Genomic DNA, 25,555 nt, shown 5'->3' on the forward strand with positions numbered 1-25,555 from the left:
GATGACGAACAGCCGACTCCCCGTCGCCATCGTCGGGATGGCGGTGCTGCTGCCGGGCGCCCGCGGACTCGACGCCTACTGGCACAACCTGCTGGGCGGCGTCGACGCGATCGGCGAGGTGCCCGCGGGCCGCTGGGACGCCGACTACTACCGACCGGCGTCCGCCGCCGGGCCCGCCGCCCCCGACCAGGTGTACTGCCGGCGCGGCGGCTTCGTGGACGCCCTGGCCGAGGTGGAGGTCACCCGCTACGGCATCATGCCCGCCGCCGTCTCCGGGACCGAGCCCGACCAGCTGATCGCCCTCGACGTGGCCGCCGCCGCGCTCGCCGACGCGGGCGGCGAGCGCGGGCTCCCGGCCCGGGACCGGATCGGTGTGATCCTGGGCCGGGGCGGCTACCTCACCCCCGGCCTGGCCCGGCTGGACCAGCGCGTCCGCACGGCCGGCCAACTCGTCCGCACGCTGGGCGAGTTGGTGCCGGACCTGTCACCCGCCCAACTCGACCGGGTCCGGGCGGCGTTCACGGAGCGGCTCGGCCCGGACCGCCCCGAGTCCGCGATCGGCCTCGTCCCCAACCTCGCCGCCTCCCGCATCGCCAACCGGCTGGACCTGCGCGGCCCCGCCTACACCGTCGACGCGGCCTGCGCCTCCTCGCTGGTCGCCGTCGACCAGGCGGTCACCGAACTCACCGCCGGACGCTGCGACATGATGCTCGCCGGGGGAGTGCACCACTGCCACGACATCACCCTGTGGAGCGTCTTCTCCCAGCTGCGCGCCCTGTCCCCGACCGAGCGCATCCGGCCCTTCCACCGGGACGCCGACGGCATCCTCATCGGCGAGGGCACCGGGGTCGTCGTACTGAAACGGCTCGCGGACGCCGAACGCGACGGCGACCGGGTCTACGCCGTGATCCGGGGCACCGGCGTCGCCGGCGACGGCCGCACGGCGGGCCTGGTCAGCCCAGATCCGGGCGGGCAGACCCGGGCCGTGCGGCAGGCCTGGCGGGCCGCCGGGCTCGACCCCGCGGCGCCCCGCTCCGTCGGCCTGCTGGAGGCCCACGGCACGGCCACCCCGGCGGGCGACGGCGCCGAACTCACCACACTCGCCGAGGTGTTCGGTCCCGGTTCGGGCCTCGCCGAGGACGAGCGCCCGGTCCTCGGCTCCGTGAAGTCCATGATCGGCCACACGATGCCGGCCGCCGGGGTCGCGGGCCTGGTCAAGGCCGCCCTCGCCCTGCACCACGCCACCCTGCTGCCCACCCTGCACTGCGACGACCCCCACCCCCGCCTCGCCGCCACCCGCTTCCGCACCCTGGCACAGGCCCGCCCCTGGGATCCGGGCCCCGGCGAACCGATCCGCCGGGCCGCCGTCAACGCCTTCGGCTTCGGGGGGATCAACGCCCATGTCGTGCTGGAGGAGGCCCCGGCCGCCCACCGCACCACCGCTCACGGGCACCCGGCCACCGCAGCCCCGGCGGCCCGCCGGACCACCGCTCCCGGCCCCGCTCCGGCCGCCCACCGCACCACCGCTCCCGGGCGCACGCTCGCCCCCGCACCGGCCACCCGTCGTACCGCTATTCCCGGGCACGCCCCCGCCCCGGTCGCCCGCGTCGCCGAACCGGAGCGCGTCCTGCTGCTCGCGGCCGACTCCGTCGAACGCCTCGCCGCGCTCCTGGACGCCGACGACTCCGCCGTCCTCGCCGCCGGGCTCGATCCGGCCCGCGCGCACCCCGGGGCGGGACCGGCCAGGCTCGGGATCGTGGCGCCCGACGCCAAACGGCTCGCGCTCGCCCGCCGGGCGGCCGAGAAGGGCCGGGCCTGGCAGGGACGCGGTGACGTATGGCTGCGGCCCACCCCGCTGCTGGGCGGGCCCGGGGACCGGCTGGCGTTCGTCTTCCCCGGTCTGGAGGGCGAGTTCACCCCGCCGCGCACCGACGACATCGCCGACCACTTCGGCCTGCCCGTACCGCGGGACACACGAACGGCCACCGGGGTGGGCGCGCGGGCGGACACCCGCGTCGAGGACATCGGACGGCACGGACTCGATGTCGTCGGCGTGGGCCGGCTGCTGGACCGGGCGCTGCGCGCGATGGGTGTCGTACCGGACGCGGTCGCCGGACACAGCGTCGGCGAGTGGACGGCCATGGCGGCAGCCGGGATCTACTCACCCGACCAAGTCGACGACTTCATGGCCGAGTTCGACCCGGACGCGCTCACCGTCCCCGGGCTCGCCTTCGCCGCGATCGGCACCTCCGCCGCACAGGTCCGGACGGCGCTCGCCGACGCCTGGGCGGGCTCCGGGATCGTGCTCTCCCACGACAACGCGCCCCGCCAGTCGATGGTCTGCGGACCGGACTCGGCGGTCGAGGACCTCGCGCGGTCCTTCCGCGCGCAGGGCGTGATCTGCCAGGTGCTGCCCTTCCGCTCCGGCTTCCACACCCCGATGCTCGAACCGTACCTCGCCCCCATCCAGGAGGCCGCCGACCGCTTCCGGCTGCACCCGCCGACCGTCCCGGTGTGGTCCGGCACCACCGCGCGGCCCTTCCCCGCGGCCGAGTCCGCCGTGCGCGCGCTGTTCGTACGGCACCTGCTGGAACCCGTGCGCTTCCGCGAGCTGACCGAGGCCCTCTACGTCGCCGGACACCGCGTCTTCGTCCAGCCGGGGCCCGGCCGCCTCACCTCCCTGATCGACGACACCCTCGGCGACCGCGACCACCTCGCGGTCCCGGCGTGCTCGCCCCACCACGACGGACTGCCCCAACTCCGGCGCGTGGCGACGGCGTTGTGGACGGCGGGGGCGGCGGTGACGCCCGCGCCGGCGGGGACCCCGGCGGTCTCGGCGGCGCCCGCGATCCTGGTGAACCCGGCGGGCGTCGACCGGCCGCCCGTCCGGCTCGACCTCGGCGGCGCCCTGGTGTCCCTGGACGGCGCCGTACTCGACGAGCTGAGGGGGGAGTTGGGGCGACGAGGGGCGCCGGGGTCGCGTCCGGCCGCCTCGGGCACGCCCACCGGTTTCGCGGCCTCGGACACGGCCGCCCTCGACGGGCTCGCCGCCCGCTTCCCGGCCGCCGCCGAACTGTCCGCCCTGCTGCGGGACACTGCGGACACGGCGGCCGAGGTGATGGCGGCGGGGGGTCGTACTCCGGCCGCCGCTCAGGGCCGTACCCCGGCCGTGCGCCCGCGCACACACCCCGCGACGACCCCCGCCCCCGTCGCTCCCACGGCCTCGACACCCGCTCCCGTCGCTCCCACGGCCCCGACGCGCACCCCTACCACCCCACCAGCCCCGACGCGCACCCCAACCGCCCCACCGGCCATCCCCACGACCCCCGCCCCGGAAGCCCCCACGACGACCACCCTCCACATCTCCCCGCACGCCATGCCCCACCTCCTCGACCACTGCTTCTACCCGCAGCGCCCCGGCTGGCCGGACCTGGAGGACCGCTGGCCGGTCGTGCCCGCGACCACGATCGTGCGGCACATGATGGACGCGGCGGAGGCGGCCGTGCCCGGGATGCGGGCGGTGGCCGTGCACGGGGCGCGGTTCGACCGGTGGCTGACCGCCGTGCCCGCCGTGGACGTACCGATCACGGTCACCCCGCTCCCCGGACAACCGCACCACCGCGCCGTCGCCTTCGGACCCACCGCCCGCGCCGTGATCGAACTCGCCCCCCACCACCCGGCACCACCCCCACCGGCGCCCCGCCCGGACGCCCCCGAGCGGCGCCCCGAACACACCGCCGCCCAGATCTATCGTGAGCGCTGGATGTTCCACGGCCCGGCGTTCCAGGGACTGACCGAGCTGTCCGCGATCGGCGAGCGGCATGTGCGCGGGGTGATCACCGCGCCCGCCGCCCCCGGCGCGCTGCTGGACAACGTGGGCCAGCTGCTCGGCTACTGGATCATGGCGACCCGCACCGAGCGGACCGTCGTCTTCCCCGTGCAGACACGGCGGATGACGTTCCACGGGCCGCAGCCGGCGCCCGGCACACCCGTCGACTGCCTGGTGCGGATCACCTCCCTCACCGACACCCTCCTCGAAGCCGACGCCCGGCTCACCGTCGACGGCCGGGTGTGGGCCGTGCTCGACGGCTGGCAGGACCGCCGCTTCGACAACGACCCGACGACCCGTCCCGTCGAACGCTTCCCCGAGCGCCACACCCTCTCCGCCGTCCAACCGGGCGGCTGGACGCTGCTCCACGAGCGCTGGCCCGACCTCGCCTCCCGCGAACTGATCATGCGCAACTCGCTGGGCGGCGCGGAGCGTTCGCAGTACGCCGCGCATCCGCCCCGGGGCCGCCGCCAATGGCTGCTCGGCCGGATCGCCGTCAAGGACGCGGTACGCCACCGGCTCTGGGAGCAGGGCGAGGGGCCCGTCTTCCCGGCCGAGATCCGGGTGCACAACGACGCGGCCGGGCGCCCCCGCGTCACCGGAGTGCACGGCCGGACCCTGCCCCCGCTGGACGTCTCCCTCGCGCACCGCGCCGAGGCGGGCGTGGCGATCGTACGGCCGCGCGGCCTGCGAGCCGGTTCCGGCGTCGGCATCGACATCGAGGAGATCGCCGAACGCGAGCCCGCGACCCTCGCCACGGCGCTCGGCCCGGAGGAACTCCGGCTGCTGCGGGCGCAGTCGGGGCCGCGGGCGGAGTGGTTCACCCGTTTCTGGGCCGCGAAGGAAGCCGTCGCCAAGGCCGAGGGCACCGGACTCGGCGGCCGGCCACGGGACTTCAGGGTAGTGGAGGCCGCCCCCGACGGCAGCCGGCTGCTCGTCGCGGGCCGGCTCGCCGACGCCTACCCGGTCCACTGCGCCCGGGTGGCCAACCCGCCCGCCCTGGCGCCCCGCGCGTACGTGGTGGCCTGGACCACCGGGCCCACCACCGCGTCCACGACCGCGACCCCCGCCCGGCCCGCCTTCGAAGCCGCCGCACCCCACGATCCCGCAGCCGAGGAGACCCCCCGATGAACCCCCCGCTCATCCCCACCCAGCCGGCCCCCGACGCCGTCCTCGCCGACCTCACCGGCATGCTCCGCGAGGTCCTGGCCGAGTACGGCGACGACGACACGGTCATCGGCATGTCCACCACCTTCAACCGCGATCTGGAACTGGAGAGCATCGACCTGGTCACCCTCGCCGGGCTGATGGAGGAGCGGTACGGCGGGCGGGTCAACCTCGCCGAGTTCCTCGCCGGGATGGAGTTCGAGGAGATCATCGAACTGACCGTCGGCAGGCTCGTGGAGTACGTGGTGTGGAGCCTGCGCAGCGCCCAGGCGGGCTGAGCCATGGCGATGGTCGACGCCGGTGGCATCCGGCTGCACGTCCAGCGCATGGCCCCCGCCCAGGGCAGCGCCCCGCACGGCACGGTCGTCCTGGTGCACGGGCTGCTCACCGACAGCCTGGCCAGCTACTACTTCACCGTCGCCCCCGCCTTCGCCGCGGCCGGACTGGACGTCCTCATGTACGACCTGCGCGGCCACGGCCGCAGCGAACGCCCCGCCCGGGGCTACACGTTGGACCACAACATCGACGACCTCACCGCACTCCTCGACCGCCTCGGCGTCACCGCTCCCGTGCATCTCGTCGGCAACTCCTACGGCGGGACCATCGCGTTCGGCTACGCGGCGCGCGACCCCGAGCGCGTCGCCACCCTCACCCTCGTGGAGTCCGAACCCGCGACCCCCGCCTGGGCGGGCAAACTCGGCGGCATCCTGCACCGCGTCGTGACCCAGCTCGCCCACAACGAACGGGACGCGATCGCCTGGATCACCGCCAACCGCGGCCACAACACGGCCCGCCTCGCCAAGGGCGCCGCCCGGCTCGCCCGGGAGACCAGCCTCGGCCGGGACATCCCCGCCAGCCGGGTGCACACCGAGGCCGAGATCGGCGCCGTACGCTGCCCGGTCCTCGGGGTCTACGGCGGCGACTCCGACCTCGCCGACCTGATCCCGCTGCACGAGGCGCGGCTGCCGGACTTCCGGTCCGTGGTGCTGGCGGGGCACGAGCACTCGGTGCTGGTGGAGGCGCCCGGCGCGGTCGGCGGGCACATCCTGGACCTGATCCGGGCCGGCGCGGGCGCCGTCCGGTGAGCGGCTTCCTGTTCGTCGTACCGCCGCTGACCGGGCACATCAACCCGGCCGTCGGGGTCGCCGACCGGCTCGCCGCGCGCGGTCACCGGGTGGCCTGGGCCTGCGCCGACCCGGGCCTGGTGCACCGGCTCGCGGGCCGCGGCGCGCTGGTGTTCGGCTGCGCGGGCCCGGTGCCGGGCACCGGCGGCGTCGTACGACCCCCGGACCTGCGCGGTGCGGAGGCGCTGAAGTTCCTGTGGGAGTGGTACCTGCTGCCGCTCGCCGAGGCGATGGCGCCCGGAGTGCGCGCGGCCGTCGAGGAGTTCGGCCCGGACGTGGTGGTCGCGGACCAACAGGCTTTCGCCGGGGCCCTGGTGGCCGAGCGGCTCGGACTTCCGTGGGCCACCTCCGCGACCACCTCGGCCGAATTCAGCGGCGCCTACGACGGGTTGCCCAAGGTCGCCGAGTGGCTGCGGCAGCGGCTGGCCGAGCTGCGCGACCGCCTCGGCAACCCCTCGGGCACCGCCGACCCGCGCTCCTCGCCACATCTGCTGCTGATCTTCAGCAGCCCCGAACTCGTCGGCCCCCAGGCCCCGTCGGCGCCGCACATCCACTACGTCGGCCCCTCCCTCGCGGGCCGCCCGTACCGGCCCGGCTTCCCCTGGGGGTGGCTGACTCCCGGCCGGGCGAAGGTCCTGATCACCCTGGGCACCGCCAACGCCGACGCGGGCGGCCGCTTCCTCGCCGTCTGCCGCGAGGCGCTGCGCGAACGCGCCGACCGGGTACAGGCCGTGCTGGCCGACCCGGGCGGGGTGCTGCCCGCCGAGGAGGGCGGCAAGGACGTGCTGGTCCTGCCCTCCGTGCCCCAACTCGCCCTGCTGGAACGGATGGACGCGGTGATCTGCCACGCCGGGCACAACACCGTGTGCGAGGCGCTGTGGCACGGCGTCCCCCTGGTCGTCGCCCCCGTCCGGGACGACCAGCCGGTGATCGCCGCGCAGGTCGTGGACGCGGGAGCCGGACTCCGGGTGAAGTTCGGCCGGGTCACCGCGGACCGGCTGGGCACGGCCCTCGACACCGTCCTGCACGACCCCGCCCACCGGGCCGCCGCGGCCCGGGTCCGCACCGCCTTCCGCGCGGCCGGCGGCGCCCCCGCCGCAGCCGCCCACCTGGAACGACTGGCAACGGAGAGCCGATGAGCGACCCCAGCGACAAGCGGGCGAAGGCCGAACGCGTCGCCGCCCTGCGCCCCGCCTACCGAGCCGATCTCGCCACCGGCCCCGCCCGCTTCCTCGGCCCCCGCCGCACCGCCTGCCCCTGGTGCGGCTCGGGTCGGCTGAGCGACCGCCTGCGCACCACCGACCTGCTCCAGCACAAACCGGGCCGCTTCACCCTCGACCGCTGCGCCGACTGCGGGCACATCTTCCAGAACCCCCAACTGACCCAGGAAGGACTGGAGTTCTACTACCGGGACTTCTACGACGGCCTCGGCGAGCAGCGGATGAGCGGCACCTTCGGCGGCCGGGGCGCCATGTACGAGGGCCGCGCCCGCGCGATGCTGCCGTACGACCCCGCCCCGAAGACCTGGCTGGACGTCGGCACCGGACACGGCCACTTCTGCGCCCGCGCCCGCACCGTGCTGCCCGGCACCTCCTTCGACGGGCTGGACTTCACCGACGGCGTCGAACTCGCCGTCCGCGAGGGCCGTATCGACCAGGCACACCGGGGCGCCTTCCCGGACCTCGCCCCCGAACTCGCCGCCCGCTACGACGTGGTGAGCATGTTCCACTACCTGGAGCACAGCACCGACCCCGACCGCGAGCTGCGCGCCGCCCACGAGGCCGTACGCCCCGGCGGCCACCTCCTCATCGAGGTCCCCGACCCGGACAGCCGCTACGCCCGCCTCCTCGGCCGCTGGTGGCTGCCCTGGCTCCAGCCGCAGCACCTGCACTTCATCCCGGCCGGCAATCTGCGCCGCCGGCTCACCGAACTCGGCTTCACGGTCCTCGCCGAGCAGCACGCCGAACCGCACGACCCCGTCGATCTGCTCGCCGCCGTCTGGCTGGCCCTGGACCACGCCGCGCCCCGTGAGGACGCCCCCTGGCTGCCCGAGCCCCCCGGCCCCCTGCGCCGGACCCTGCGCGGCGCGCTCCTGCTCGCCGGGGTGCCCGCCCTGCTCACCGCCACCCTCCTCGACCGCCTCGCGATCCGCCCGCTCGCCCAGCGTCTGCACCTCGCCAACGCCTACCGCCTGGTGGCCCGCCGGGAGTGAACACACGGTGATTCACAGCACCTTGGCCCGGATCAGCGCCGACAGCACCAGCGCGCCCGGCAGCAGCGGCAGCCAGTCCGTCACCACCCGGTAGCCGATCACGGTCGCCGTCGCGGGGGCGGGCTCCGCGCCGAAGGCGACCAGCGTCCACACCAGCGCCGCGTCCACCGCGAACCCGCCGGGCACCGGGGCGGCACCCACCGCCGTGCCCGCAGCCAGGAACGCCAGCGCCACCTCCGCCCAGGACAGCCCGAGCCCGAGCGCCGCCCCGACGCAGCCGAGCGCGCCCGCCTGCACCAGCGGCATCGCCACCGCGCCGCCCCACAGCGCCAGCGCCCGGCAGGGCCGCGCGTGCACCACCCGGACATCGGCGAGCGCGGTGCGCACCAGCCCGGTCACCGGCCGCCGCAACGGCCGTACGACGGTCAGCAGCACCCCCGCCCCGGTGACCACCCCGCCCGCGACCGCCGCGACCGGGACCAGTTCCGGGCCGTCCGGCACCAGCTCGCCCAGGCGCCGCCAGGCCGGCGAGACCGCCAGGAACACCAGCAGCACAAGGGCCTTCGAGACGCCCTTGACCAGCGAGTACAGGCCGATCGACGCGGTGGCCCGGTCCAGCGGCACGCCGCGCGCCCGCAGGAAGCGCACGGTGACGGCGTGCGCCCCGAGCCCGCCGGGCAGCGCGTGGTTCGCGGCGCCCGCGGCGAACTGCGAGGCCAGCAGCAGCCCCGCGGGCAGCCGGTCCGGCAGCGCGCCCTGCCGTACACAGGAGGCCGCCACCCAGGTCAGACACGTACAGCCGAGCCCCGCCAGCAGCCAGCCGGGATCGGCCGAGACGAGCCGCCGTACCCCCTCGTACACCACGGGCCGGTGCGCGACGGCCCAGCACAGCGCGATCAGCAGCGGGGCCAGGCACAGGGCGAGGCGCAGGGTCCGGCCGGACCCCGACGGGGCGGTCCGGGCCGGTGCCTCGGGTACGGGGCCGTCGGGAGCGGTGACCAGGGGGGACGGTGCGGACACGGCGACGTCGTCCTTCCGCGGCGGGGCCCGGGGCAGGCGGTGCGGGCGAAACCGGGGGGAGCCTTCCCGCGCCGGGTGACACCGGGATGTCCGCGAACCCAATGCTCGGGGGCGGGCCGGTGCCGCCCGGAGGGCACACATTGAGCGGCCGTTCGGCGCCGACCGGGTAGCCTTCTTTGGGGAGCGCTTTACACAACGCTTCCGCGCAAGGTCAGCGGCAGGGGAGGATCCCGCGGTGCACGTCCAGGAATGGCTCGACTCGGTCCCGGCGGTAGCCGTCTACGCCGTGGTGGCCCTGGTGATCGGCGTCGAGAGCCTCGGCATTCCGCTGCCCGGCGAGATCGTCCTGGTCTCGGCGGCGCTGATGTCCTCCCAGCACTCCCACATCGACCCGCTGATCCTGGGCGCCTGCGCCACCGCGGGCGCGGTGATCGGCGACTCCATCGGCTACGCCATCGGCCGCAAGGGCGGCCGGCCGCTGCTGGCCTGGCTGGGCAAGAAATTCCCGAGGCACTTCGGCGAGGCCCATGTGGCCACCGCCGAGCGCTCCTTCCAGAAGTGGGGCATGTGGGCCGTCTTCTTCGGCCGCTTCATCGCCCTGCTGCGCATCTTCGCGGGCCCCCTCGCCGGCGTCCTGCACATGCCCTACTGGAAGTTCCTGATCGCCAACATCCTCGGCGGCATCTGCTGGGCCGGCGGCACCACCGCCGCCGTCTACTACGTGGGCGTCGTCGCCGAGGGCTGGCTGAAGAAGTTCTCCTACGTGGGCCTGGGGGCGGCGGTCGTCATCGGTCTGGCGACGATGCTGATCGTGAAGCGGAAGACGAAGAAGACCCAGCAGGAGCTGTCCCAGCGGGAACCCGTCAACGCCGGCGAGTGACGGCGCCCCACAAGCGCCACTTCGAGCGCCACTTCAAGTGGCGCTTATAGGGGCGACCGCGCGACGAACCGCAGACGACCGTTCGTCGCCCACCCGCCTAGCGATGCACATCCTTGTGCGCCTGAGCCAGGTCCGCGTACAACGTCCCGTTCAGGGTGACCCCCTCCCGCTCCTCCGGCGACAGCTCGCGCCGCACCTTCGCCGGTACCCCCGCCACCAGCGACCCCGCCGGCACCACCATCCCCTGCGGCACCAGCGCCTGCGCCGCCACCAGCGATCCCGCCCCGATCACCGCGCCGTTGAGCACGGTCGCCCCCATCCCGATCAGGCAGTCGTCCTCGACCGTCGCCCCGTGCACCACCGCGTTGTGCCCGACGGACACCCGCTCCCCGATGGTCACCGGGAACCCGGGATCGGCGTGCAGCGTCACGTTGTCCTGCACATTCGCCCGCGCCCCCACGGTGATCGTCTCGACGTCCCCGCGCACCACCGCGCCGTACCAGACGCTCGCCCCCGCGCCCAGCGTCACGTCCCCGATCACCGAAGCCGTCGGCGCCACGAACGCCTCCGCGTCGACCCGCGGCTCCTTGCCGCCGATGCCCACGATCAGTGCCCGCTGCGTCATCACCGTCTCCTCGCGCCGATAAGTACTCCGACAAGCACTCCGCACGGTACGACAGCGGGTGGGGCAAAGATCACAGCGGTCCGGCCTCTCGCCGGACGCAACCCGTGAGTAACGTGACCCCGTGCCGAAGCGCAAGAACACGTTCTCATCCTGGCGCCATGGCCTCGCCCAGCGTGCCGTCCACGCGGCCTGGGCCTGGGTCCAGCGGACCGGCTCCGTCACGGCGGAGCACCCCGGGCGCCTCCGCTTCGGCGCCATCGGCGAGGCCACCCGGCTCGCCTTCCCGCTCGGCACGGTCTTCGGCGAGCCCTGGATCCGGCTCGGCTCCCACTGCATCATCGCCGAACAGGTCACCCTGACCGCCGGTCTGATGCCCGACCTGGACCTCGGCCCGGACCCGATCCTGCGCATCGGCGACGGCGTGGTGCTCGGCCGCGGCAGCCATGTCATCGCGGACACCACGGTGACCATCGGCCGCGACTGCTACTTCGGGCCGTACGTCTACGTCACCTCGACCAACCACTCCTACGACGACCCGCACGAGCCCATCGGCCGGCAGTGGCCCCGCATGGAGCCGGTGGAGATCGGCCCCGGCTGCTGGATCGGCACCGGCGCGGTGATCCTGCCCGGCGCGCGGATCGGCCGCAACGTGGTGGTCGCGGCCGGTGCCGTGGTGCGGGGCACGGTGCCCGACCACGCCGTGGTGGCCGGCGCCCCCGCCAAGGTCGTACGCCGCTGGACGCCCGAGGGCGGCTGGCAGCCGCCGCTGCGGACCCCGGCGCCGGTGCCGATCCCGGACGGGACGACCCCGGGGCAGCTGCGCGCGCTGGCCGAACTGGACGAGTCCGCGGTGGCCCGGCTCGCCGAGCTGGAGACCGAGGGCTGAGCCCCTCAGCCCGTCGCCGAGCACGGCGCCGCCCACCGCGGCATCGGTCAGGCGCCGCACGAACAGCGAGAGGTACAGGCCGGTGACCGTGGTGGTCGCCTCGGCGATCAGGGCGAACACCGTGCCGAAGCCGAGCGCCGCGACCAGCGTCAGCAGGGCCGTGCCCCGCTCCACCGGCGCGCCGCGCGGCTGGGGGCCGCCCGCGAGGACCACCCCGCCGACGGCGTCCGCGATGCCCGCGAGCTGGACCGGCCCCGGGCGCTCGCCGAGGAACAGGCCCACGCCGACGGGCACGGCGACGCTGAGCGTGGCGAGCAGCGAGACGACGCGCATCGGGCCGAGGGCCAGGGCCTTGTAGAAGGCCAACAGGGCGATCGGACCGACCAGGCCCGCCGCGAACGCGAACCACAGCCGGGGCCCGGCCGCGCTCCAGGCGCCCGCGGCGACGACGATCGCGCCCAGGACGGCACCGCGACGGCCGTCGTACTGCCTCGCAGTACAGTTTGTTGAACGAACGGGTGCGCTGCACCGTAGTTCAGTGGATTGAACTACGTCATCCAAGAAATGAACCATCTCGGATATGGGACGGAACGGGACCGGAACGTGTCGGACCTCGAATTGCTCACCCGGTCCCTGGCGCGCAACGTCAGGCACTGGCGCTCGGTGCGCGGTTTCACCCTGGACGTGCTCGCCGCCCGCGCCGGGGTCAGCCGCGGCATGCTGATCCAGATCGAGCAGGCCCGCACCAACCCGAGCATCGGCACCATCGTCAAGATCGGCGACGCGCTCGGCGTCAGCGTCACCACCCTGCTCGACTACGAGCGCGGCCCCCGGGTCCGTATCGTCCCCGCCGAGCGGGCGGTACGGCTGTGGCACACTGCCTCCGGCAGCTACAACCGGCTGCTCGCGGGCACCGAGGCGCCCGGCCCGCTGGAGATCTGGGACTGGGCGCTGATGCCCGGGGACGAGAGCCCCTCGGAGCCGCACCCGTCCGGCACGGTGGAGCTGGTCCACGTCACGGCGGGCGAGCTGACGCTCACGGTCGACGGCGAGGACCACCTCGTGCCGACCGGCGCGAGCGCCACCTTCGAGGCCAATGTCCCGCACGTCTACGCCAACCGCGGCGAGGTCCCGATGCAGATGATGATGGCCGTCTCCGTGCCGCCCGTGCAGTGATCGCCCGGCCGCCCGCGCGGTGATCTCCGTGCCGCCCGCGCGCTGAGACGCGTCAGCGCCGGGCCGCCGCGCCTTGTTAGCGTGCGGCCATGCGCGCACCCATCGGAGACTTCGAGACCGCGACCCCGGTGACCGACTGCCTGGCCGAGCTGACCGAGCCGGTGGCCGAGGCCGTACGGAACTGGTCCGCGGGGATCCCGGCCGACCAGGTCCTGTACGTCGACACCGACCCGGACCGGGCCGACACCGCCGTCTTCGTGGAGCACTACGGCGACGACCTGCCCGAGCGGTCCGCGAACTGCGTGGTGGTCGCCGCCAAGCGGGCCGGCGAGACCACCCTCGCGGCCTGCCTGGTGCTGTCCACCACCCGGGTCGACGTCAACGGCGCGGTCCGCCGTCGACTGGGCGCCCGCAAGGCGTCGTTCGCCCCGATGGAGACGGCGACGGGGGAGAGCGGCATGGAGTACGGCGGCATCACCCCGATCGGACTGCCCGCCGACTGGCCCCTGTTGGTGGACCCGGCCGTCGTCGACCTGCCGTACGTCCTGGTCGGCAGCGGCCGCAGGCGGGGCAAACTCCTGGTACCGGGCAAGGTGTTCGCCCAGCTGCCGGGGGCCGTGGTGCTGGAGGGCCTCGGCGTGGCCTGACCTCAGCCGGCGAGGTGGTGGGCCAGCGCCAGATGGGGGTCGCGCTCGCCCGGCACCGGTGCCGGATCCGCGTGCACCAGCGCGGCCGACAGCTTCGGCAGGGCGTGCAGCAGGGCGTGTTCGGCCTCGACGGCGATCGCGTGCGCCTGTCGCAGGGTGGCCTCGCCGTCCACCACGACCGAGAGTTCGGCCCGCAGCCGGTGCCCGATCCAGCGCAGCCGCAGCTCGCCCACCCGGTCCACGCCCGGCACCGCGCGTACCGCCCGCTCGGCGCGGTCCACCAGCGCCGGGTCCACGGCGTCCAGCATCCGCCGCAGCACCTCGCGCGCCGCGTCCCGCAGCACCAGCACGATCGCGGCGGTGATCGCCAACCCCACGACCGGGTCGGCGAGTTGGAGGCCGAGCGCGGAGCCGGCCGCGCCCAGCAGCACGGCGAGCGAGGTGAAGCCGTCGGTACGGGCGTGCAGCCCGTCGGCGACGAGCGCGGCCGAGCCGATCCGGCGGCCCGTCCGGATCCGGTACCGGGCCACCCACTCGTTGCCCGCGAAGCCGACCAGCGCGGCCACCGCGACGGCGGGCACGTTCGCGACCGGGCGGGGGTCGAGCAGCCGCCCGACGGCCACCCAGGCGGCGAAGGCGGCGGAGGCGGCGATGGTCAGCACGATCACCAGACCGGCGAGGTCCTCGGCGCGGCCGTAGCCGTAGGTGAACCGCCGGTTCGCCGCGCGCCGCCCCAGCACGAAGGCGATGCCGAGCGGTACGGCGGTCAGCGCGTCGGCGGCGTTGTGCACCGTGTCGCCGAGCAGCGCGACCGAGCCGGAGACGGCGACCACGCCCGCCTGCGCCAGCGCGGTCGCGCCCAGCACGGCGAGCGAGACCCACAGGGCGCGCAGGCCCTGGGCCGAGGACTCCAGCGCCGCGTCGAGCTTGTCGGCGGTCTCGTGGGAGTGCGGGGTCAGGAGATGGGCCAGACGGTGGCGCAGGGAGGAGGTGCCGTGCCGGTGCGGGCCGTGGTCGTGGGCGTGATGGTGGCTCACGGGAGTCCCCTTCTGCTGGGCTGCGGTGGACGCGGGGCGCCCACGGAGCCATTATGTGCGTATGAGCGCACGCATGCACCTATCACCTGCGCACCCTGCGCATCAGCGCACCCCGGGCGAGGAGCAGTTCGCGCTCGCGGCGGAACTCCTCGCGCTGCTCGGCGACCGCACCCGCCTCGCCCTGCTGCACGCCCTGACCTCGGGCGAGGCCGACGTCACCACCCTCACCGAGGCCTGCGCCGCCGCCCGCCCCGCCGTCAGCCAGCACCTGGCCCGCCTCCGCCTCGCCGGCCTGGTCGACACCCGCAAAGAAGGCCGCCGGGTCATCTACTCCCTGCGCCACGGCCATCTGCGCCGCCTGGTGGACGAGGCCCTGAAGACGGCGGACCACCAGTTGTCGGAACGCCGGAACCGCTCCCGCGACCGGGCGTCGGCCCCGTGACGCGACGGTGCCCCGCCGGCCGGGGAGTGGCTGGCGGGGCACCCGGGGGAGGTGGTGATCAGTGCGCGGGCGCGTCCGTCACGACGACCTCGTCGATGCTGCGCTCGATCGCCTCCGTCGTGGAGGCGGTGGCCTTGGCCCAGTAGTAGATGCCGAGGGAGAAGACGGCGATGACCAGGATGTCCCAGTACAGCTTGATGTGGCCCTGGCTGCCCTCGCCGAAGCTGCCCTGCCAGGAGATCAGGCCGATGCCCAGCAGGTAGACCGGCAGCCACTGCGCGGCCTTGAAGTCCATCCGGGGGGCGTCCGGCTTGCCCTTGAGGTTGGCCCACAGGGCGTACGAGCCCATCAGGACGTAGCCGAGGAGGATGGCGAAGGCCAGCCGCCACAGGATGTTCCAGCCGCTCCAGTAGATGATCAGGTTGGCGACCACGAAGGACGCGGGCGAGATGAACTTGCCGAAGGGCAGCCGGTAGGGGCGCTCGAAGTGCGGCAGACGGTCGCTGAAGACGCCGTAGGCCAGCGGCGCGCCCGCGTACATCAGCACGCTCGCCGAGGTGATGAAGCCGACCAGCTCCTGCCAGCTCGGGAAGGGCAGGAAGCAGAGGATGCCGGTGACGAAGGTGACGATCAGACCGATCCACGGCACGCCGCGCTTGTCGGTCCTGGTGAGCGCCTTCGGGGCGTAGCCGTTCTTGGCCAGGCCGTAGGAGACGCGGGAGGTGGCGGTCGTGTAGATCAGGCCGGTGCCACCGGGGGAGATGATCGCGTCGACGTACAGCACCCAACCCAGCCAGCCGAGGCCGACCACGGTCGCGAGGCCCGCCCAGGGGCCGCTGATGCCCGCGTAGGCCAGCTTCCCCCAGCCGTGCACGAAGGAGGCGTGCGGCAGCGCGGCGATGAACACGATCTGGAGCAGGATGTAGATACCGGCGCCGATGGCCACCGAGCCGAGCGTCGCGCGGGGCAGGTCGCGCTGCGGGTTGCGGCTCTCACCGGCCAGCTGGATCGCCTGCTCGAAGCCGAGCAGCGCGAAGATGATGCCGCTGGAGCTGATCGCGCCCAGCACACCCTTGGCGCCGAACGGGGCGAAGCCCTCCGAGGTGAAGTTGGAGCCGTGGAAGTTGCCGATGGCGATGATGAAGATCGCGGCGAGCGGGATCGCGATCTTCCACCAGGTGGCCGCGCTGTTGGTGTGCGCCAGGGCCCGGACGCCGAAGAAGTTCACGCCGACGAAGATCGCCATGAGCACGATCGCAGTAACGATTCCGCTGGTGGTCAGCGTCTCGTCGGCGTGCTGGAGACCCTGGGCGAACTTCCAGTGACCGGCGTAGCCGATCATCGCCTCGACCTCGATGGGGGCCACGGTGGCCGCCTGGAGCCAGGAGAACCAGCCGAAGGACATGCCGGCCAGGCCGCCGAAGGCGTAGTGCGGGTAGCGCGCCGTACCGCCCGCCACCGGGAACATGCCGCCGAGCTCGGCGTGCACGAGCGCCAGCAGGACGATGGCCACCGTGCCGATCACCCACGAGATGATCGCCGCGGGGCCGGCCACGACGACGGCCTTCTCGGCGCCATAGAGCCAGCCGGAGCCGATGATGGACCCCACGGAGGCCCACATCAGGCCGATGAGCCCCACGTCGCGGCGCAGGCCCCCGGTCTCACTCGTGGCTACCGGTGCAGCCTGGTCGACTTTCGTCATGCAAGTGGCCCTTCAGATCGTAAACGCGGTTTTAACGGGGAGGGAGGCCACAGGCTAGGAACGGTTTCCGCGTCGGCAAAAGACTGATTGCCAAATCTTGACCCAGGATCTTGTCCATCTTGGGGACAGGGTTTCCACAGCTCAGTCACCATGTGCGAATGTCAATATTCATCAGCGAATTGTGATGAAGAAGTTCTGACACTAGCTCAAGCGTGGAATTTCGATCGCGGGACAGCGGTCCATGACCATGTCCAGACCAGCGGCCCGGGTGCTTTCGCAGGCGTCCTCGTCGACGACGCCGAGCTGGAACCAGACCGCCTTGGCGCCCTTCGCCACCGCCTCGGCGGCCACCGCGCCCGCCAGTGCGCTGTTGACGAAGACGTCCACCACGTCGACGTCGAAGGGGATGTCCGCGAGCGAGGCGTACCCCTGCTCGCCGTGCACCGTCTCCGCCTTGGGGTGCACCGGCACGATCCGCTTGCCGTACCGCTGGAGCACCTGCGCCACCCGGTACGCGGGCCGCGCGGAATTGCCGGACAGCCCGACCACCGCCCAGGTATCGCCCCGTTCGGTCAGAATCCTGCGAATCGCCGCCTCTTCGTCGTACACGTCCGCCTCCTGTGTGGTGTGTGCAGCTTTCCGATGCCGTCGACCGGGCCCCGGAGGCACCGATTCCCGTCTCCCTACCCCGCCACGGTGTCCGGAATCGGCGCGCGGTGCCAGCGCAGCGGCCCTCGCGCGCCTACGCTCGGCCCGTGCTGCGCATCCTCGACGCCCGAACCGGTGAGTCCGTCGCCGCCGCGCCCGCCCGCCGCGGCCTGACCCGTATCGAGGCCCGGGCCCCCGGGCCCGGCCTCACGTCCCTGCGGGTGCTGCTGACCGCCGACCTCCTCGCCCGCGCCCTCGAACTGAACGGCCTCCAGGCGTGGCCGACCGCCCCCGGCCAGTCCCCGAAGCTGCGCCCCGCCGCCGACGCCCTCGCCGTCCGCCCCTTCGAGGAGGCGCACGGGCCGGGGTTCGCGGAGACCGGGGTGGTGCGGGTGACGGCGGGGGAGGCGGACCCGGCCGCCGGGAGCGACGGGCCGGTGGTGGCCGTGGCGCCCGTGGTGTGGGCGGGAGGCGAGGAGCCCCCGCTGTCCGGCCCCGCGCTGCTCGCCGACCCCACCGCCCTGCGCCTCGCCCTCCTCTCCGTCCCTCACGGGGAGACCGTCACGCTGGACGAGGCGACCCTGAGGGGTGCCGCCGAGCGGCTGGCCGGGTGGCGGCGGGACATGGCCGGCTGGGCGCGGGGGCCCTCGCGGCCCGTGCCGGAGGCGGTGCGCACGCGGCTCACCGAGGCGTGGGAGGACGATCTGGGCATGCCGGGCGTGCTGGCGGCGCTGACGGCGGCCGCGGCCGATCCGGCGGTGGCCGACGGCGCCCGGTTCGAGACGTTCGCCTACGCCGACCGGCTGCTCGCCCTCGAACTCGCCCGCGACCTCGGGACCCTCGGGTGAGCGACCGCGCGGGCACCGGCCCACTGCGCCGGCTCGTCGTGCTCAGACACGCCAAGTCGGCCTGGCCCGAGGGCGTGCCCGACCACCGCAGACCGCTCGCGCCGCGCGGTCTGCGCGACGCCCCCGCGGCCGGCCGCGCCCTCGCCGAGGCCGACCTGCTGCCCGACCTCGCCCTGTGCTCCACCGCCGTACGCGCCCGCCGCACCTGGCAGCTCGCCTCCGACGAATGGGGGACCCCGCCCCGGGTGCGCTACGAACCCCGGCTGTACGAGGCCGACGTACCGGCCCTGCTGGAGGTCGTGCGCGAGGCCCCGCCCGAGGTGGAGACGCTGCTGCTCGTCGGGCACAACCCGGGCCTGGAGGACCTCGTCCTGACGCTGGCCGGGGACGGACTGGACGACAGCCTGGAGCGGCTGCGCGCCAAGTTCCCCACCTGCGCCGTCGCGGTCCTCGCCTGGCGCGGCACCGGCTGGGCCGCCCTCGCCTCGGGCGTCGCCCTGCTGACCTGGTTCACCGTGCCCCGGGGCAAGACCCACGCCTGAGGCGCCCCGGTGCCTGCGCATAGGCTGGCGGGATGCAGGACGAGTACCGCACAGTGGCCCGCGCGGGCGTGCACGAGACCGAGATCAACCGTTCCCGCTTCCTGTGCGCCCTCGCCCCGGCCGCCACCGAGCGGGAGGCGCAGGACTTCGTCGCGGCCGTCCGCAAGGAGCACGCCGACGCCACCCACAACTGCTGGGCGTACGTCATCGGCGCCGACGCCTCCGTGCAGAAGGCCAGCGACGACGGCGAACCGGGCGGCACGGCCGGTGTCCCCATGCTCCAGATGCTGCTGCGCCGCGACATGCGGTACGTCGTCGCCGTCGTCACCCGCTACTACGGCGGCGTCAAGCTCGGCGCCGGCGGGCTCATCCGCGCCTACGGCGGTGCCGTCGGCGAGGCCCTGGACACCCTCGGCACCCGCACCCGGCGCCGCTTCCGGCTGGCCGCGGTCACCGTCGACCACCAGCGCGCGGGCAAGCTCCAGAACGAGCTGCGCGCCACCGGCCGCGAGGTCCGCGACGTCCGCTACGGCGAGGCCGTCACCATCGAGATCGGCCTGCCGGACGCCGACGTGGACGCCTTCCGGGGGTGGCTCGCCGACGCGACGGCGGGTACGGCCGCCTTCGAGCTGGGCGGCGAGGCGTACGGGGACGCCTGAAGCGTGGTGACAAAACGGGCATAACACCCTTGTGGTGTCCGGGGTATGACGGGCGATACGGGCGGGACCGGCCGTGTTGTCGTACCCGGCCGTTAGTCTCGGGAGTCATGAGACTCCTGCACACGTCCGACTGGCATCTCGGCCGGGCCTTCCACCGGGTGAGCATGCTCGGGGCCCAGGCCGACTTCATCGGACACCTGGTCGCCACCGTGCGCGAGCGCGAGGTGGACGCGGTGGTCGTGTCGGGAGACGTGTACGACCGCGCGGTGCCCCCGCTGGCCGCCGTCGAGCTGTTCGACGACGCCCTGCACCGCCTCGCCGGGCTGGGTGTGCCCACGGTGATGATCTCGGGCAACCACGACTCGGCCCGCCGCCTCGGCGTCGGCGCGGGACTCATCGACCGCGCCGGCATCCATCTGCGCACCGAGCCGTCCGCCGTCGCCACCCCGGTGGTGCTCGCCGACGCCCACGGCGAGGTCGCCTTCTACGGACTGCCGTACCTCGAACCCGCCCTGGTGAAAGACGAGTTCGGGGTGGCGAAAGCCGGGCACGAGGCCGTCCTCGCGGCGGCCATGGACCGGGTCCGCGCCGACCTCGCGACCCGCCCGGCGGGCACCCGCGGCGTCGTCCTCGCCCACGCCTTCGTCACCGGCGGACAGGCCAGCGACAGCGAGCGGGACATCACCGTCGGCGGGGTCGCCGCCGTACCCGCCCAGATCTTCGACGGCGCCGACTATGTGGCCCTCGGGCATCTGCACGGCTGCCAGACCCTCACCGAGCGGGTGCGCTACTCCGGCTCCCCGCTCGCCTACTCCTTCTCCGAGGCCGACCACCGCAAGAGCATGTGGCTGATCGACCTCGCCGCCGACGGCGCCGTGACCGCCGAGCGCCTCGACTGCCCGGTGCCCCGCCCGCTGGCCCGCGTCCGCGGCACCTTGGCGGAGCTGCTCGCCGACCCGGACCTCGACCGCCACACGGACGCCTGGGTCGAGGCCACCCTCACCGACGCCGTCCGCCCGCCCGAGCCGATGGCCAGGCTCACCGAGCGCTTCCCGCACACCCTGAGCCTGGTCTTCGCCCCCGAACGCGCCCCCGACGACCCCCGGGTCTCCTACGCCCGCCGCCTCGCCGGCCGCAGCGACCAGCAGATCGCCGAGGACTTCGTCGCCCATGTGCGGGGCGCCGGGCCCGACGAACGGGAGGCGGCCGTGCTGCGCGAGGCGTTCGACGCCGTCCGCGCCGACGCCGTCGTACGGGAGGTGGCCAAGTGAGGCTGCACCGGCTCGACATCACCGCCTTCGGCCCCTTCGGCGGCGCCCAGAGCGTCGACTTCGACGCCCTGTCCGCCGCCGGGCTCTTCCTGCTGCACGGCCCCACCGGCGCCGGCAAGACCTCCGTCCTGGACGCCGTCTGCTACGCGCTCTACGGCTCCGTCCCCGGCGCCCGTCAGAGCGGCACGGGCCAGGGCATGAACCTGCGCAGCGACCACGCCGAGCCCCGCACCCGCACCGAGATCCGGCTCGAACTCACCGTCGCCGGACGCCGGTTCGAGGTCACCCGGCAGCCGCCCTGGGAGCGGCCCAAGCTGCGCGGCACGGGCACCACCGTCGACAAGGCCCAGACCTGGCTGCGCGAGTACGACACCCAGGCGGCCGCCTGGAAGGACCTCAGCCGCTCCCACCAGGAGATCGGCGCCGAGTTCGAGCAGCTGCTCGGCATGAGCCGCGAGCAGTTCTGCCAGGTGGTGCTGCTGCCCCAGGGCGACTTCGCCCGCTTCCTGCGCGCCGACGCCGAGGCCCGGGGCCGCCTCCTCGGCCGCCTCTTCGACACCCGGCGCTTCGCCGACGTGGAGAAGCGGCTCGCCGAACGCCGCCGCGCGGCCGAGGCCCGGGTGCGCGAGGGCGACGCGGCGCTGCTCGCCGACGCCCACCGCATGCAGCAGGAGGCCGGCGACGCCATGGAGCTGCCCGAGCTGGCACCGGGCGACCCGGGTCTGGCCGAGGCCGTGCTCGGCGCCGCCGCCGTCGCCCGCAGCACCGCCCGCGAACGCCTCGCCGTCGCCCACAGCCGCCTCACCGCCGCCGAGTCCGCCCACACGGGGGCCCGCCGCACCCTCGACGGCATCCGCGAACTCGCCCGGCTCCAGGGCCGGTTCGCCGAGGCGCGGCGCCGGGCCGAACACCTCCAGGCGCGGGCCGCCGAGCACCTCGCCGACCAGGAGCGCATGGAGCGCTCCCGCAAGGCGGAGGCGGTCGCGCCCGCGCTGGAGCTGCGTGCGGAGGCCGAGCGGGAACACCGCGTGGCCGACGCCGCCGAGGCCCGCGCCCGGGGCCCGCTGCCCGCGCCCCTCGCCGCCGCCGACGCGAGCGGGCTCGCCGCCGCCGCGCGCCGCGCCGCCGAGGAGCTGGGCGGCCTCGACGCCGCCCGTCGCGCCGAGCGCCGCCTCGCCGAACTGGTCACGGAACGCGCCGGATTGGACCGCCAGGAGCGCGCCGACGAGGACGTGCTGCGCGAGGCCGACGTCTGGCTGGACGGCTGGGAGGGCACGCGTACGACGCTCCAGGCGCGCATCGACACCGCCCAGGAGGCCGCGACCCGCGCCGAACAGCTCGCCGTCCAGCGCGAGCCGATGGGGCGCCGCCTGACCGCCGCCCGCACCCGCGACGCCCTCGCCGCCGACCTGGAGACGGCCCGGCGGCGCGCCCAGGAATCCGCGCAGCAAGCGCTGGACGCCCGCGCCCACTGGCTCGAACTCAAGGAACAGCGCCTCGACGGCATCGCCGCCGAACTCGCCGCCCACCTCACCGACGGCGCACCCTGCGCGGTCTGCGGCGCCATCGAACACCCCGCGCCCGCCCGCAAGGTCGCCGGACATGTGGACCGCGCGACCGAGGAGCGCGCCCACACCGCCGCCCAGGAGGCCGACCGGCGGCACACCGAAGAGGAACGGCACGCCGGTGACATCGGCAAGGCCCTGGCCGTCGCCACCGCCGAGGCCGGCGAGACACCCACCGCCCGACTCGAAGCCGAGGCGGCCGAGTTGGAGCGGGAGTACGCCCGCGCCCATCGCGCCGCCTCCGCCCTGCACGCCGCCCGGGAGGAGCTGCGGCGCGCCGAGCAGGAGCGCGAGTGGCGCCTCGCCGACCGGCAGGAGGCCGCCGTACGGGCCGCCTCCCGGCTCACCCGGCGCGAGGCCCTGGAGCGCGAACAGACCCGGTTGGAAAGCGAGTTGACGCAGGCACGCGGCACCGCCGACAGCGTGGCCGCGCGCGCCGCACAGCTGGAGCGGCGGGCCGCCCTGCTCACCGAGGCCGCCGACGCGGTGCGCGCCGCCGAGAAGACCGCGCAGCGCCTCAAGTCCGCCGACGCCCGGCTCGCCGACGCCGCCTACCGGGCCGGCTTCGCCACCCCCCAGGAGGCGGCCGACGCCCTGCTCACCGACGCGGCCCACCGCGAGCTCCAACACCGGCTGGACGCACGGCAGTCGGAGGAGGCCGCCGTACGCGCCGTACTCGCCGAGGCCGACACCGCGGCCGCCGCCCAGCTGCCGCCCGCCGACCCGGCCGACGCCGAACGTGCCGCGATCGCGGCCGAGCACCGGCTGCGGACGGCCGCCTCCGCCCGCGACGCCGCCGCCCGCTGCTGCGCCGAACTGGACCGCCTCTCCACCCGCGCCACCGCCGCCGTGCGCCAATTGGCCCCGCTGCGCGCGGAGTACGACCGCGTCGCCCGGCTCGCCGCCCTCACCGCGGGCACCGCGGCCGACAACGAGCGCAAGATGCGCCTGGAGTCCTACGTGCTCGCCGCCCGCCTGGAGCAGGTCGCCGCCGCCGCGACCGCCCGCCTCCAGCGGATGTCCTCCGGCCGCTACACCCTCGTGCACTCCGACGGCCGCAGCGGACGCGGCCGCAGCGGGCTCGGCCTGCATGTCGTGGACGCCTGGACCGGCCGCGAACGGGACACCGCGACACTGTCCGGCGGCGAGACCTTCTTCGCCTCCCTCGCGCTCGCCCTCGGCCTCGCCGACGTCGTCACCGACGAGGCCGGCGGGGTCCGCCTGGACACCCTCTTCATCGACGAGGGCTTCGGCAGCCTGGACGACCAGACCCTGGACGAGGTCCTCGACGTCCTCGACGGCCTGCGCGAACGCGACCGCAGCGTCGGCATCGTCAGCCATGTCGCCGACCTGCGCCGCCGCGTCCACGCCCAACTGGAGATCGTCAAGGGCCGAACGGGGTCGACGCTGCGGCACCGGGGCATCGACTGACCCCAACTGTCCGCTGCGGCAGGCGAGTTCGGTGCTCGTCCGGCGGGCGTGTAGGTTCTTCGCCCATGGCTCGGTTTGAAGATCGCGGAGTGCTGGAGTGGGTGGAGTCGGGCGGCGGCCCCCTGATCGCCGTTCCGGAGGTGGTCCTGCCGTTCTGGGCGGGTGCCGACAGCGAGGAGCTGGACACGGACTACGACCGGGCCTGCGAGGTCTCCGGGTACGCCGGGCTGCTCCCGGTCGGCGACAGCGCGGCCCTCGTCCTCGGTGACGAACCGGCCGCCACCTCCTATCTGCCCGAGCACCACGCCTTCGTACGGTGGTCGGCCGCGGACTCCGAGCGCGACCTGCTCGCCGGGGTGCCCGCCGCGCTGGAGACGGCGGTGTGGGAGCAGGAGCTGCGCTGGGAGGTGCCGGGGCCCGTGGTGCTGTTCGACTCGGCCTGGCCGGGCGGCGAGGCGGACCGGCAGGAGCACCTGCGGATACCGCTCACCGCGGGGTCGTACACCGTGCGCACCGCCTACGCCCAGCCGGGCGCCGAGACCTGGGTGGGACTGGTCCAGCTCGACAGGATCGCCTAGGAGCGCGGGGGTTTCAGGGCCGGATGCCGTCGAAGGTGATCTCCAGATGGCGGGGGCCGCGCAGTACCGCGTTCGGCCGGTACGGTGGCGGGTCCTGTACCAGGCGGGGGTTCTCCAGGCGGCGGGCCAGCTCGGTCAGTGCGATCTGGGTCTCCAGGCGGGCCAGCGGTGCCCCGAAGCAGATGTGGATGCCGCTGCCGAAGCCGAGGTGCTGGATGTCCTCGCGGTCCGGGTCGAACCGCTCGGGGTCCTCGAAGCGCTCCGGGTCCCGGTTGCCCGCGGCCAGCACCAGCCAGATCCGCGAGCCCTTCGGGATGGTCACCCCGCGCACCTCGATGTCGGTGATGCAGGTGCGCTGCGGCACCAGCTGCACCGGCGGCTCGTAGCGCAGCAGTTCCTCCACCAGCCGGGGCGCGAGATCCGGCTCATGGCGCAGCCGCTCCAGGACGTCCGGGTGGCGCAGCAGCGTCAGCATGCCGTTGGTGATCAGGTTGACGGTCGTCTCATGGCCCGCGATCAGCAGCAGGACGGAGGTGCTGAGCACCTCCATCATCGTCATCGCGCCGTCCGGGCCATGGCTGTTCACCAGGTCGGACAGCAGATCGTCGCGCGGCTCCTTGGCACGCTCCTCCGCCAGCCCCGCCAGATACATGCCGAGCTGCATCCGGGCCTCGCGCGCGGTCCTGGCGAACTCCTCGTCCGCCTCCCGCCGCGTCCCCGGGTCGAGGCTCGCCACCAGCGGATCGACCCAGGCGCGAAAGCGCGGCTCGTCCTCCCGGGGTACCCCCAGCAGCCGGCAGATCACGGTCACCGGGAACGGGTAGGCGAACTGGTCGACCAGGTCGACCCCGCGGGCGTCCCCGAAGCCGTCGATCAAGTCGGTGACGATCTTCTGGAGTTCGCCCCGCATCCCGTCGATCCGGTGCGGCCGGTGCGGCGGCCCGAAGGCGCTGTTGGCGATCCGCCGCAGCCGGTCGTGCTCGGGCGGGTCCAGGCGCAGGAACGACGGCGGCAGCCCGCCCGTCTCCTCCGACTGGAGCAGGGCGTCGTCCCCGGCCGCCGCCAGATTGGCCGCGTCGGAGCTGATCCGCGGATCGTGCAGCAGCGCCTCGATGTCCCAGTAGGAGCTGATGACGTAGGGGCCGCCCTCCTCCTCGTGCAGCACCGGTGTCCCGCGCAGCTCCCGGTAGACCGGGTACGGGTCGGCACGGTTGGCGAAGTCGGTGATCCGGCGCACGATCGAGTCTTGCGTCATGGGGAGTCCTC

The 25,555-nt window shown here is 74.5% G+C and carries 22 protein-coding genes and 1 pseudogene; 16 read left to right on the plus strand and 7 right to left on the minus strand.

From position 1 onward, the window contains the following. Position 1 precedes the first annotated feature (1 nt). The 5 genes from QHG49_RS29680 to QHG49_RS29700 are packed head-to-tail and all read left to right on the plus strand — an operon-like array spanning position 2 to position 8,332. Positions 2-4,960, plus strand: a complete 4,959-nt coding sequence (locus tag QHG49_RS29680) for a type I polyketide synthase (RefSeq protein WP_301491905.1) — start codon at positions 2-4, stop codon at positions 4,958-4,960. Beyond that, complete coding sequence (locus QHG49_RS29685) at positions 4,957-5,274, plus strand: acyl carrier protein (RefSeq protein ID WP_145486175.1); 318 nt, start codon at positions 4,957-4,959, stop codon at positions 5,272-5,274. The genes QHG49_RS29680 and QHG49_RS29685 overlap by 4 nt, the downstream gene beginning before the upstream one ends. A gap of 3 nt (positions 5,275-5,277) precedes the next feature. Then, positions 5,278-6,081, plus strand: a complete 804-nt coding sequence (locus QHG49_RS29690; RefSeq protein ID WP_301491906.1) for an alpha/beta fold hydrolase — start codon at positions 5,278-5,280, stop codon at positions 6,079-6,081. Beyond that, entirely contained in the window at positions 6,078-7,259 is a 1,182-nt protein-coding gene (locus QHG49_RS29695; RefSeq protein WP_145486173.1) for a glycosyltransferase, read from the plus strand. The genes QHG49_RS29690 and QHG49_RS29695 overlap by 4 nt, the downstream gene beginning before the upstream one ends. Continuing rightward, the gene (locus QHG49_RS29700; protein ID WP_301491907.1) at positions 7,256-8,332 is read left to right on the plus strand and encodes a class I SAM-dependent methyltransferase; all 1,077 of its coding nucleotides are present in this window, start codon (positions 7,256-7,258) and stop codon (positions 8,330-8,332) included. Before QHG49_RS29695 ends, QHG49_RS29700 begins: the two co-directional genes overlap by 4 nt. 12 nt (positions 8,333-8,344) lie before the next feature. Here the strand turns inward: QHG49_RS29700 and QHG49_RS29705 are convergent, their stop codons facing one another. Then, positions 8,345-9,352 carry a lysylphosphatidylglycerol synthase transmembrane domain-containing protein gene (locus QHG49_RS29705; RefSeq protein ID WP_201300517.1) on the minus strand — a complete coding sequence of 336 codons (1,008 nt, stop codon included), beginning with the start codon at positions 9,350-9,352 and terminating at the stop codon, positions 8,345-8,347. A gap of 235 nt (positions 9,353-9,587) precedes the next feature. Between QHG49_RS29705 and QHG49_RS29710 the strand changes: the two genes are divergently transcribed. Beyond that, a complete protein-coding gene (locus tag QHG49_RS29710; RefSeq protein ID WP_085562696.1) occupies positions 9,588-10,232 on the plus strand; it encodes a DedA family protein in 645 nt (214 codons plus the stop codon). A 97-nt stretch (positions 10,233-10,329) separates the two neighbouring features. On the opposite strand, the gene QHG49_RS29715 is transcribed toward QHG49_RS29710, so the two are convergent. Next, positions 10,330-10,857: a gamma carbonic anhydrase family protein gene (locus tag QHG49_RS29715; protein ID WP_159699336.1), complete on the minus strand. Its 528-nt coding sequence runs from the start codon at positions 10,855-10,857 to the stop codon at positions 10,330-10,332. Between the two features lie 121 nt (positions 10,858-10,978). On the opposite strand from QHG49_RS29715, the gene QHG49_RS29720 reads away from it, so the two are divergent. Beyond that, positions 10,979-11,743: an acyltransferase gene (locus QHG49_RS29720; protein ID WP_159699333.1), complete on the plus strand. Its 765-nt coding sequence runs from the start codon at positions 10,979-10,981 to the stop codon at positions 11,741-11,743. Positions 11,744-11,761: 18 nt separating this feature from the next. On the opposite strand, the pseudogene QHG49_RS29725 reads toward QHG49_RS29720, so the two are convergent. Beyond that, a pseudogene (locus QHG49_RS29725) lies at positions 11,762-12,223 on the minus strand (hypothetical protein); the annotation flags it as partial. Between the two features lie 123 nt (positions 12,224-12,346). Between QHG49_RS29725 and QHG49_RS29730 the strand changes: the two are divergent. Continuing rightward, positions 12,347-12,919 (plus strand): helix-turn-helix domain-containing protein, encoded by a 573-nt coding sequence (locus QHG49_RS29730; protein WP_145486168.1) that lies wholly within the window; start codon positions 12,347-12,349, stop codon positions 12,917-12,919. An 89-nt stretch (positions 12,920-13,008) separates the two neighbouring features. Further along, complete coding sequence (locus tag QHG49_RS29735; protein WP_145486167.1) at positions 13,009-13,566, plus strand: YbaK/EbsC family protein; 558 nt, start codon at positions 13,009-13,011, stop codon at positions 13,564-13,566. 2 nt (positions 13,567-13,568) lie between these two features. On the opposite strand, the gene QHG49_RS29740 is transcribed toward QHG49_RS29735, so the two are convergent. Continuing rightward, positions 13,569-14,603: a cation diffusion facilitator family transporter gene (locus tag QHG49_RS29740; protein ID WP_301491908.1), complete on the minus strand. Its 1,035-nt coding sequence runs from the start codon at positions 14,601-14,603 to the stop codon at positions 13,569-13,571. A 61-nt stretch (positions 14,604-14,664) separates the two neighbouring features. On the opposite strand from QHG49_RS29740, the gene QHG49_RS29745 reads away from it, so the two are divergent. Next, positions 14,665-15,045, plus strand: a complete 381-nt coding sequence (locus QHG49_RS29745; protein ID WP_301491909.1) for a metalloregulator ArsR/SmtB family transcription factor — start codon at positions 14,665-14,667, stop codon at positions 15,043-15,045. Positions 15,046-15,103: 58 nt separating this feature from the next. Here QHG49_RS29745 and QHG49_RS29750 read toward each other — a convergent pair whose 3' ends face one another. After that, entirely contained in the window at positions 15,104-16,747 is a 1,644-nt protein-coding gene (locus QHG49_RS29750) for an APC family permease (RefSeq protein WP_159699321.1), read from the minus strand. Between the two features lie 201 nt (positions 16,748-16,948). After that, positions 16,949-17,356: a CoA-binding protein gene (locus QHG49_RS29755; protein ID WP_145486164.1), complete on the minus strand. Its 408-nt coding sequence runs from the start codon at positions 17,354-17,356 to the stop codon at positions 16,949-16,951. A 146-nt stretch (positions 17,357-17,502) separates the two neighbouring features. Between QHG49_RS29755 and QHG49_RS29760 the strand changes: the two genes are divergently transcribed. The 6 genes from QHG49_RS29760 to QHG49_RS29785 all read left to right on the plus strand — a co-directional run bounded on the left by QHG49_RS29760 (position 17,503) and on the right by QHG49_RS29785 (position 24,289). Then, positions 17,503-18,243, plus strand: coding sequence for a hypothetical protein (locus QHG49_RS29760; protein ID WP_301491910.1), 741 nt, complete (start codon positions 17,503-17,505; stop codon positions 18,241-18,243). After that, positions 18,240-18,785, plus strand: coding sequence for a histidine phosphatase family protein (locus tag QHG49_RS29765; RefSeq protein WP_301491911.1), 546 nt, complete (start codon positions 18,240-18,242; stop codon positions 18,783-18,785). The genes QHG49_RS29760 and QHG49_RS29765 overlap by 4 nt, the downstream gene beginning before the upstream one ends. A 32-nt stretch (positions 18,786-18,817) precedes the next feature. Further along, positions 18,818-19,444 carry a YigZ family protein gene (locus QHG49_RS29770; RefSeq protein ID WP_145486161.1) on the plus strand — a complete coding sequence of 209 codons (627 nt, stop codon included), beginning with the start codon at positions 18,818-18,820 and terminating at the stop codon, positions 19,442-19,444. A gap of 107 nt (positions 19,445-19,551) precedes the next feature. Next, on the plus strand, positions 19,552-20,715 hold the full coding sequence (locus QHG49_RS29775) for an exonuclease SbcCD subunit D (RefSeq protein WP_301491912.1): 1,164 nt from the start codon (positions 19,552-19,554) through the stop codon (positions 20,713-20,715). Beyond that, on the plus strand, positions 20,712-23,711 hold the full coding sequence (locus QHG49_RS29780; protein WP_301491913.1) for an SMC family ATPase: 3,000 nt from the start codon (positions 20,712-20,714) through the stop codon (positions 23,709-23,711). Before QHG49_RS29775 ends, QHG49_RS29780 begins: the two co-directional genes overlap by 4 nt. Positions 23,712-23,776: 65 nt before the next feature. Beyond that, positions 23,777-24,289 carry an immunity 21 family protein gene (locus QHG49_RS29785; RefSeq protein WP_159699306.1) on the plus strand — a complete coding sequence of 171 codons (513 nt, stop codon included), beginning with the start codon at positions 23,777-23,779 and terminating at the stop codon, positions 24,287-24,289. Between the two features lie 13 nt (positions 24,290-24,302). Here the strand turns inward: QHG49_RS29785 and QHG49_RS29790 are convergent, their stop codons facing one another. Next, complete coding sequence (locus tag QHG49_RS29790; RefSeq protein WP_301491914.1) at positions 24,303-25,544, minus strand: cytochrome P450; 1,242 nt, start codon at positions 25,542-25,544, stop codon at positions 24,303-24,305. Positions 25,545-25,555: the final 11 nt, after the last annotated feature.

Origin of the sequence: Streptomyces sp. WP-1 (assembly GCF_030450125.1) — a bacterium.
Lineage (GTDB): Bacteria > Actinomycetota > Actinomycetes > Streptomycetales > Streptomycetaceae > Streptomyces > Streptomyces incarnatus.

Coding starts and splice junctions, on each gene's coding strand:
- QHG49_RS29680 (WP_301491905.1), top strand. CDS start 2: ATGACGAACAGCCGACTCCCCGTCGCCATCGTCGGGATGGCGGTGCTG.
- QHG49_RS29685 (WP_145486175.1), top strand. CDS start 4,957: ATGAACCCCCCGCTCATCCCCACCCAGCCGGCCCCCGACGCCGTCCTC.
- QHG49_RS29690 (WP_301491906.1), top strand. CDS start 5,278: ATGGCGATGGTCGACGCCGGTGGCATCCGGCTGCACGTCCAGCGCATG.
- QHG49_RS29700 (WP_301491907.1), top strand. CDS start 7,256: ATGAGCGACCCCAGCGACAAGCGGGCGAAGGCCGAACGCGTCGCCGCC.
- QHG49_RS29715 (WP_159699336.1), bottom strand. CDS start 10,857: ATGACGCAGCGGGCACTGATCGTGGGCATCGGCGGCAAGGAGCCGCGG.
- QHG49_RS29735 (WP_145486167.1), top strand. CDS start 13,009: ATGCGCGCACCCATCGGAGACTTCGAGACCGCGACCCCGGTGACCGAC.
- QHG49_RS29745 (WP_301491909.1), top strand. CDS start 14,665: ATGAGCGCACGCATGCACCTATCACCTGCGCACCCTGCGCATCAGCGC.
- QHG49_RS29750 (WP_159699321.1), bottom strand. CDS start 16,747: ATGACGAAAGTCGACCAGGCTGCACCGGTAGCCACGAGTGAGACCGGG.
- QHG49_RS29770 (WP_145486161.1), top strand. CDS start 18,818: ATGCAGGACGAGTACCGCACAGTGGCCCGCGCGGGCGTGCACGAGACC.
- QHG49_RS29775 (WP_301491912.1), top strand. CDS start 19,552: ATGAGACTCCTGCACACGTCCGACTGGCATCTCGGCCGGGCCTTCCAC.
- QHG49_RS29785 (WP_159699306.1), top strand. CDS start 23,777: ATGGCTCGGTTTGAAGATCGCGGAGTGCTGGAGTGGGTGGAGTCGGGC.
- QHG49_RS29790 (WP_301491914.1), bottom strand. CDS start 25,544: ATGACGCAAGACTCGATCGTGCGCCGGATCACCGACTTCGCCAACCGT.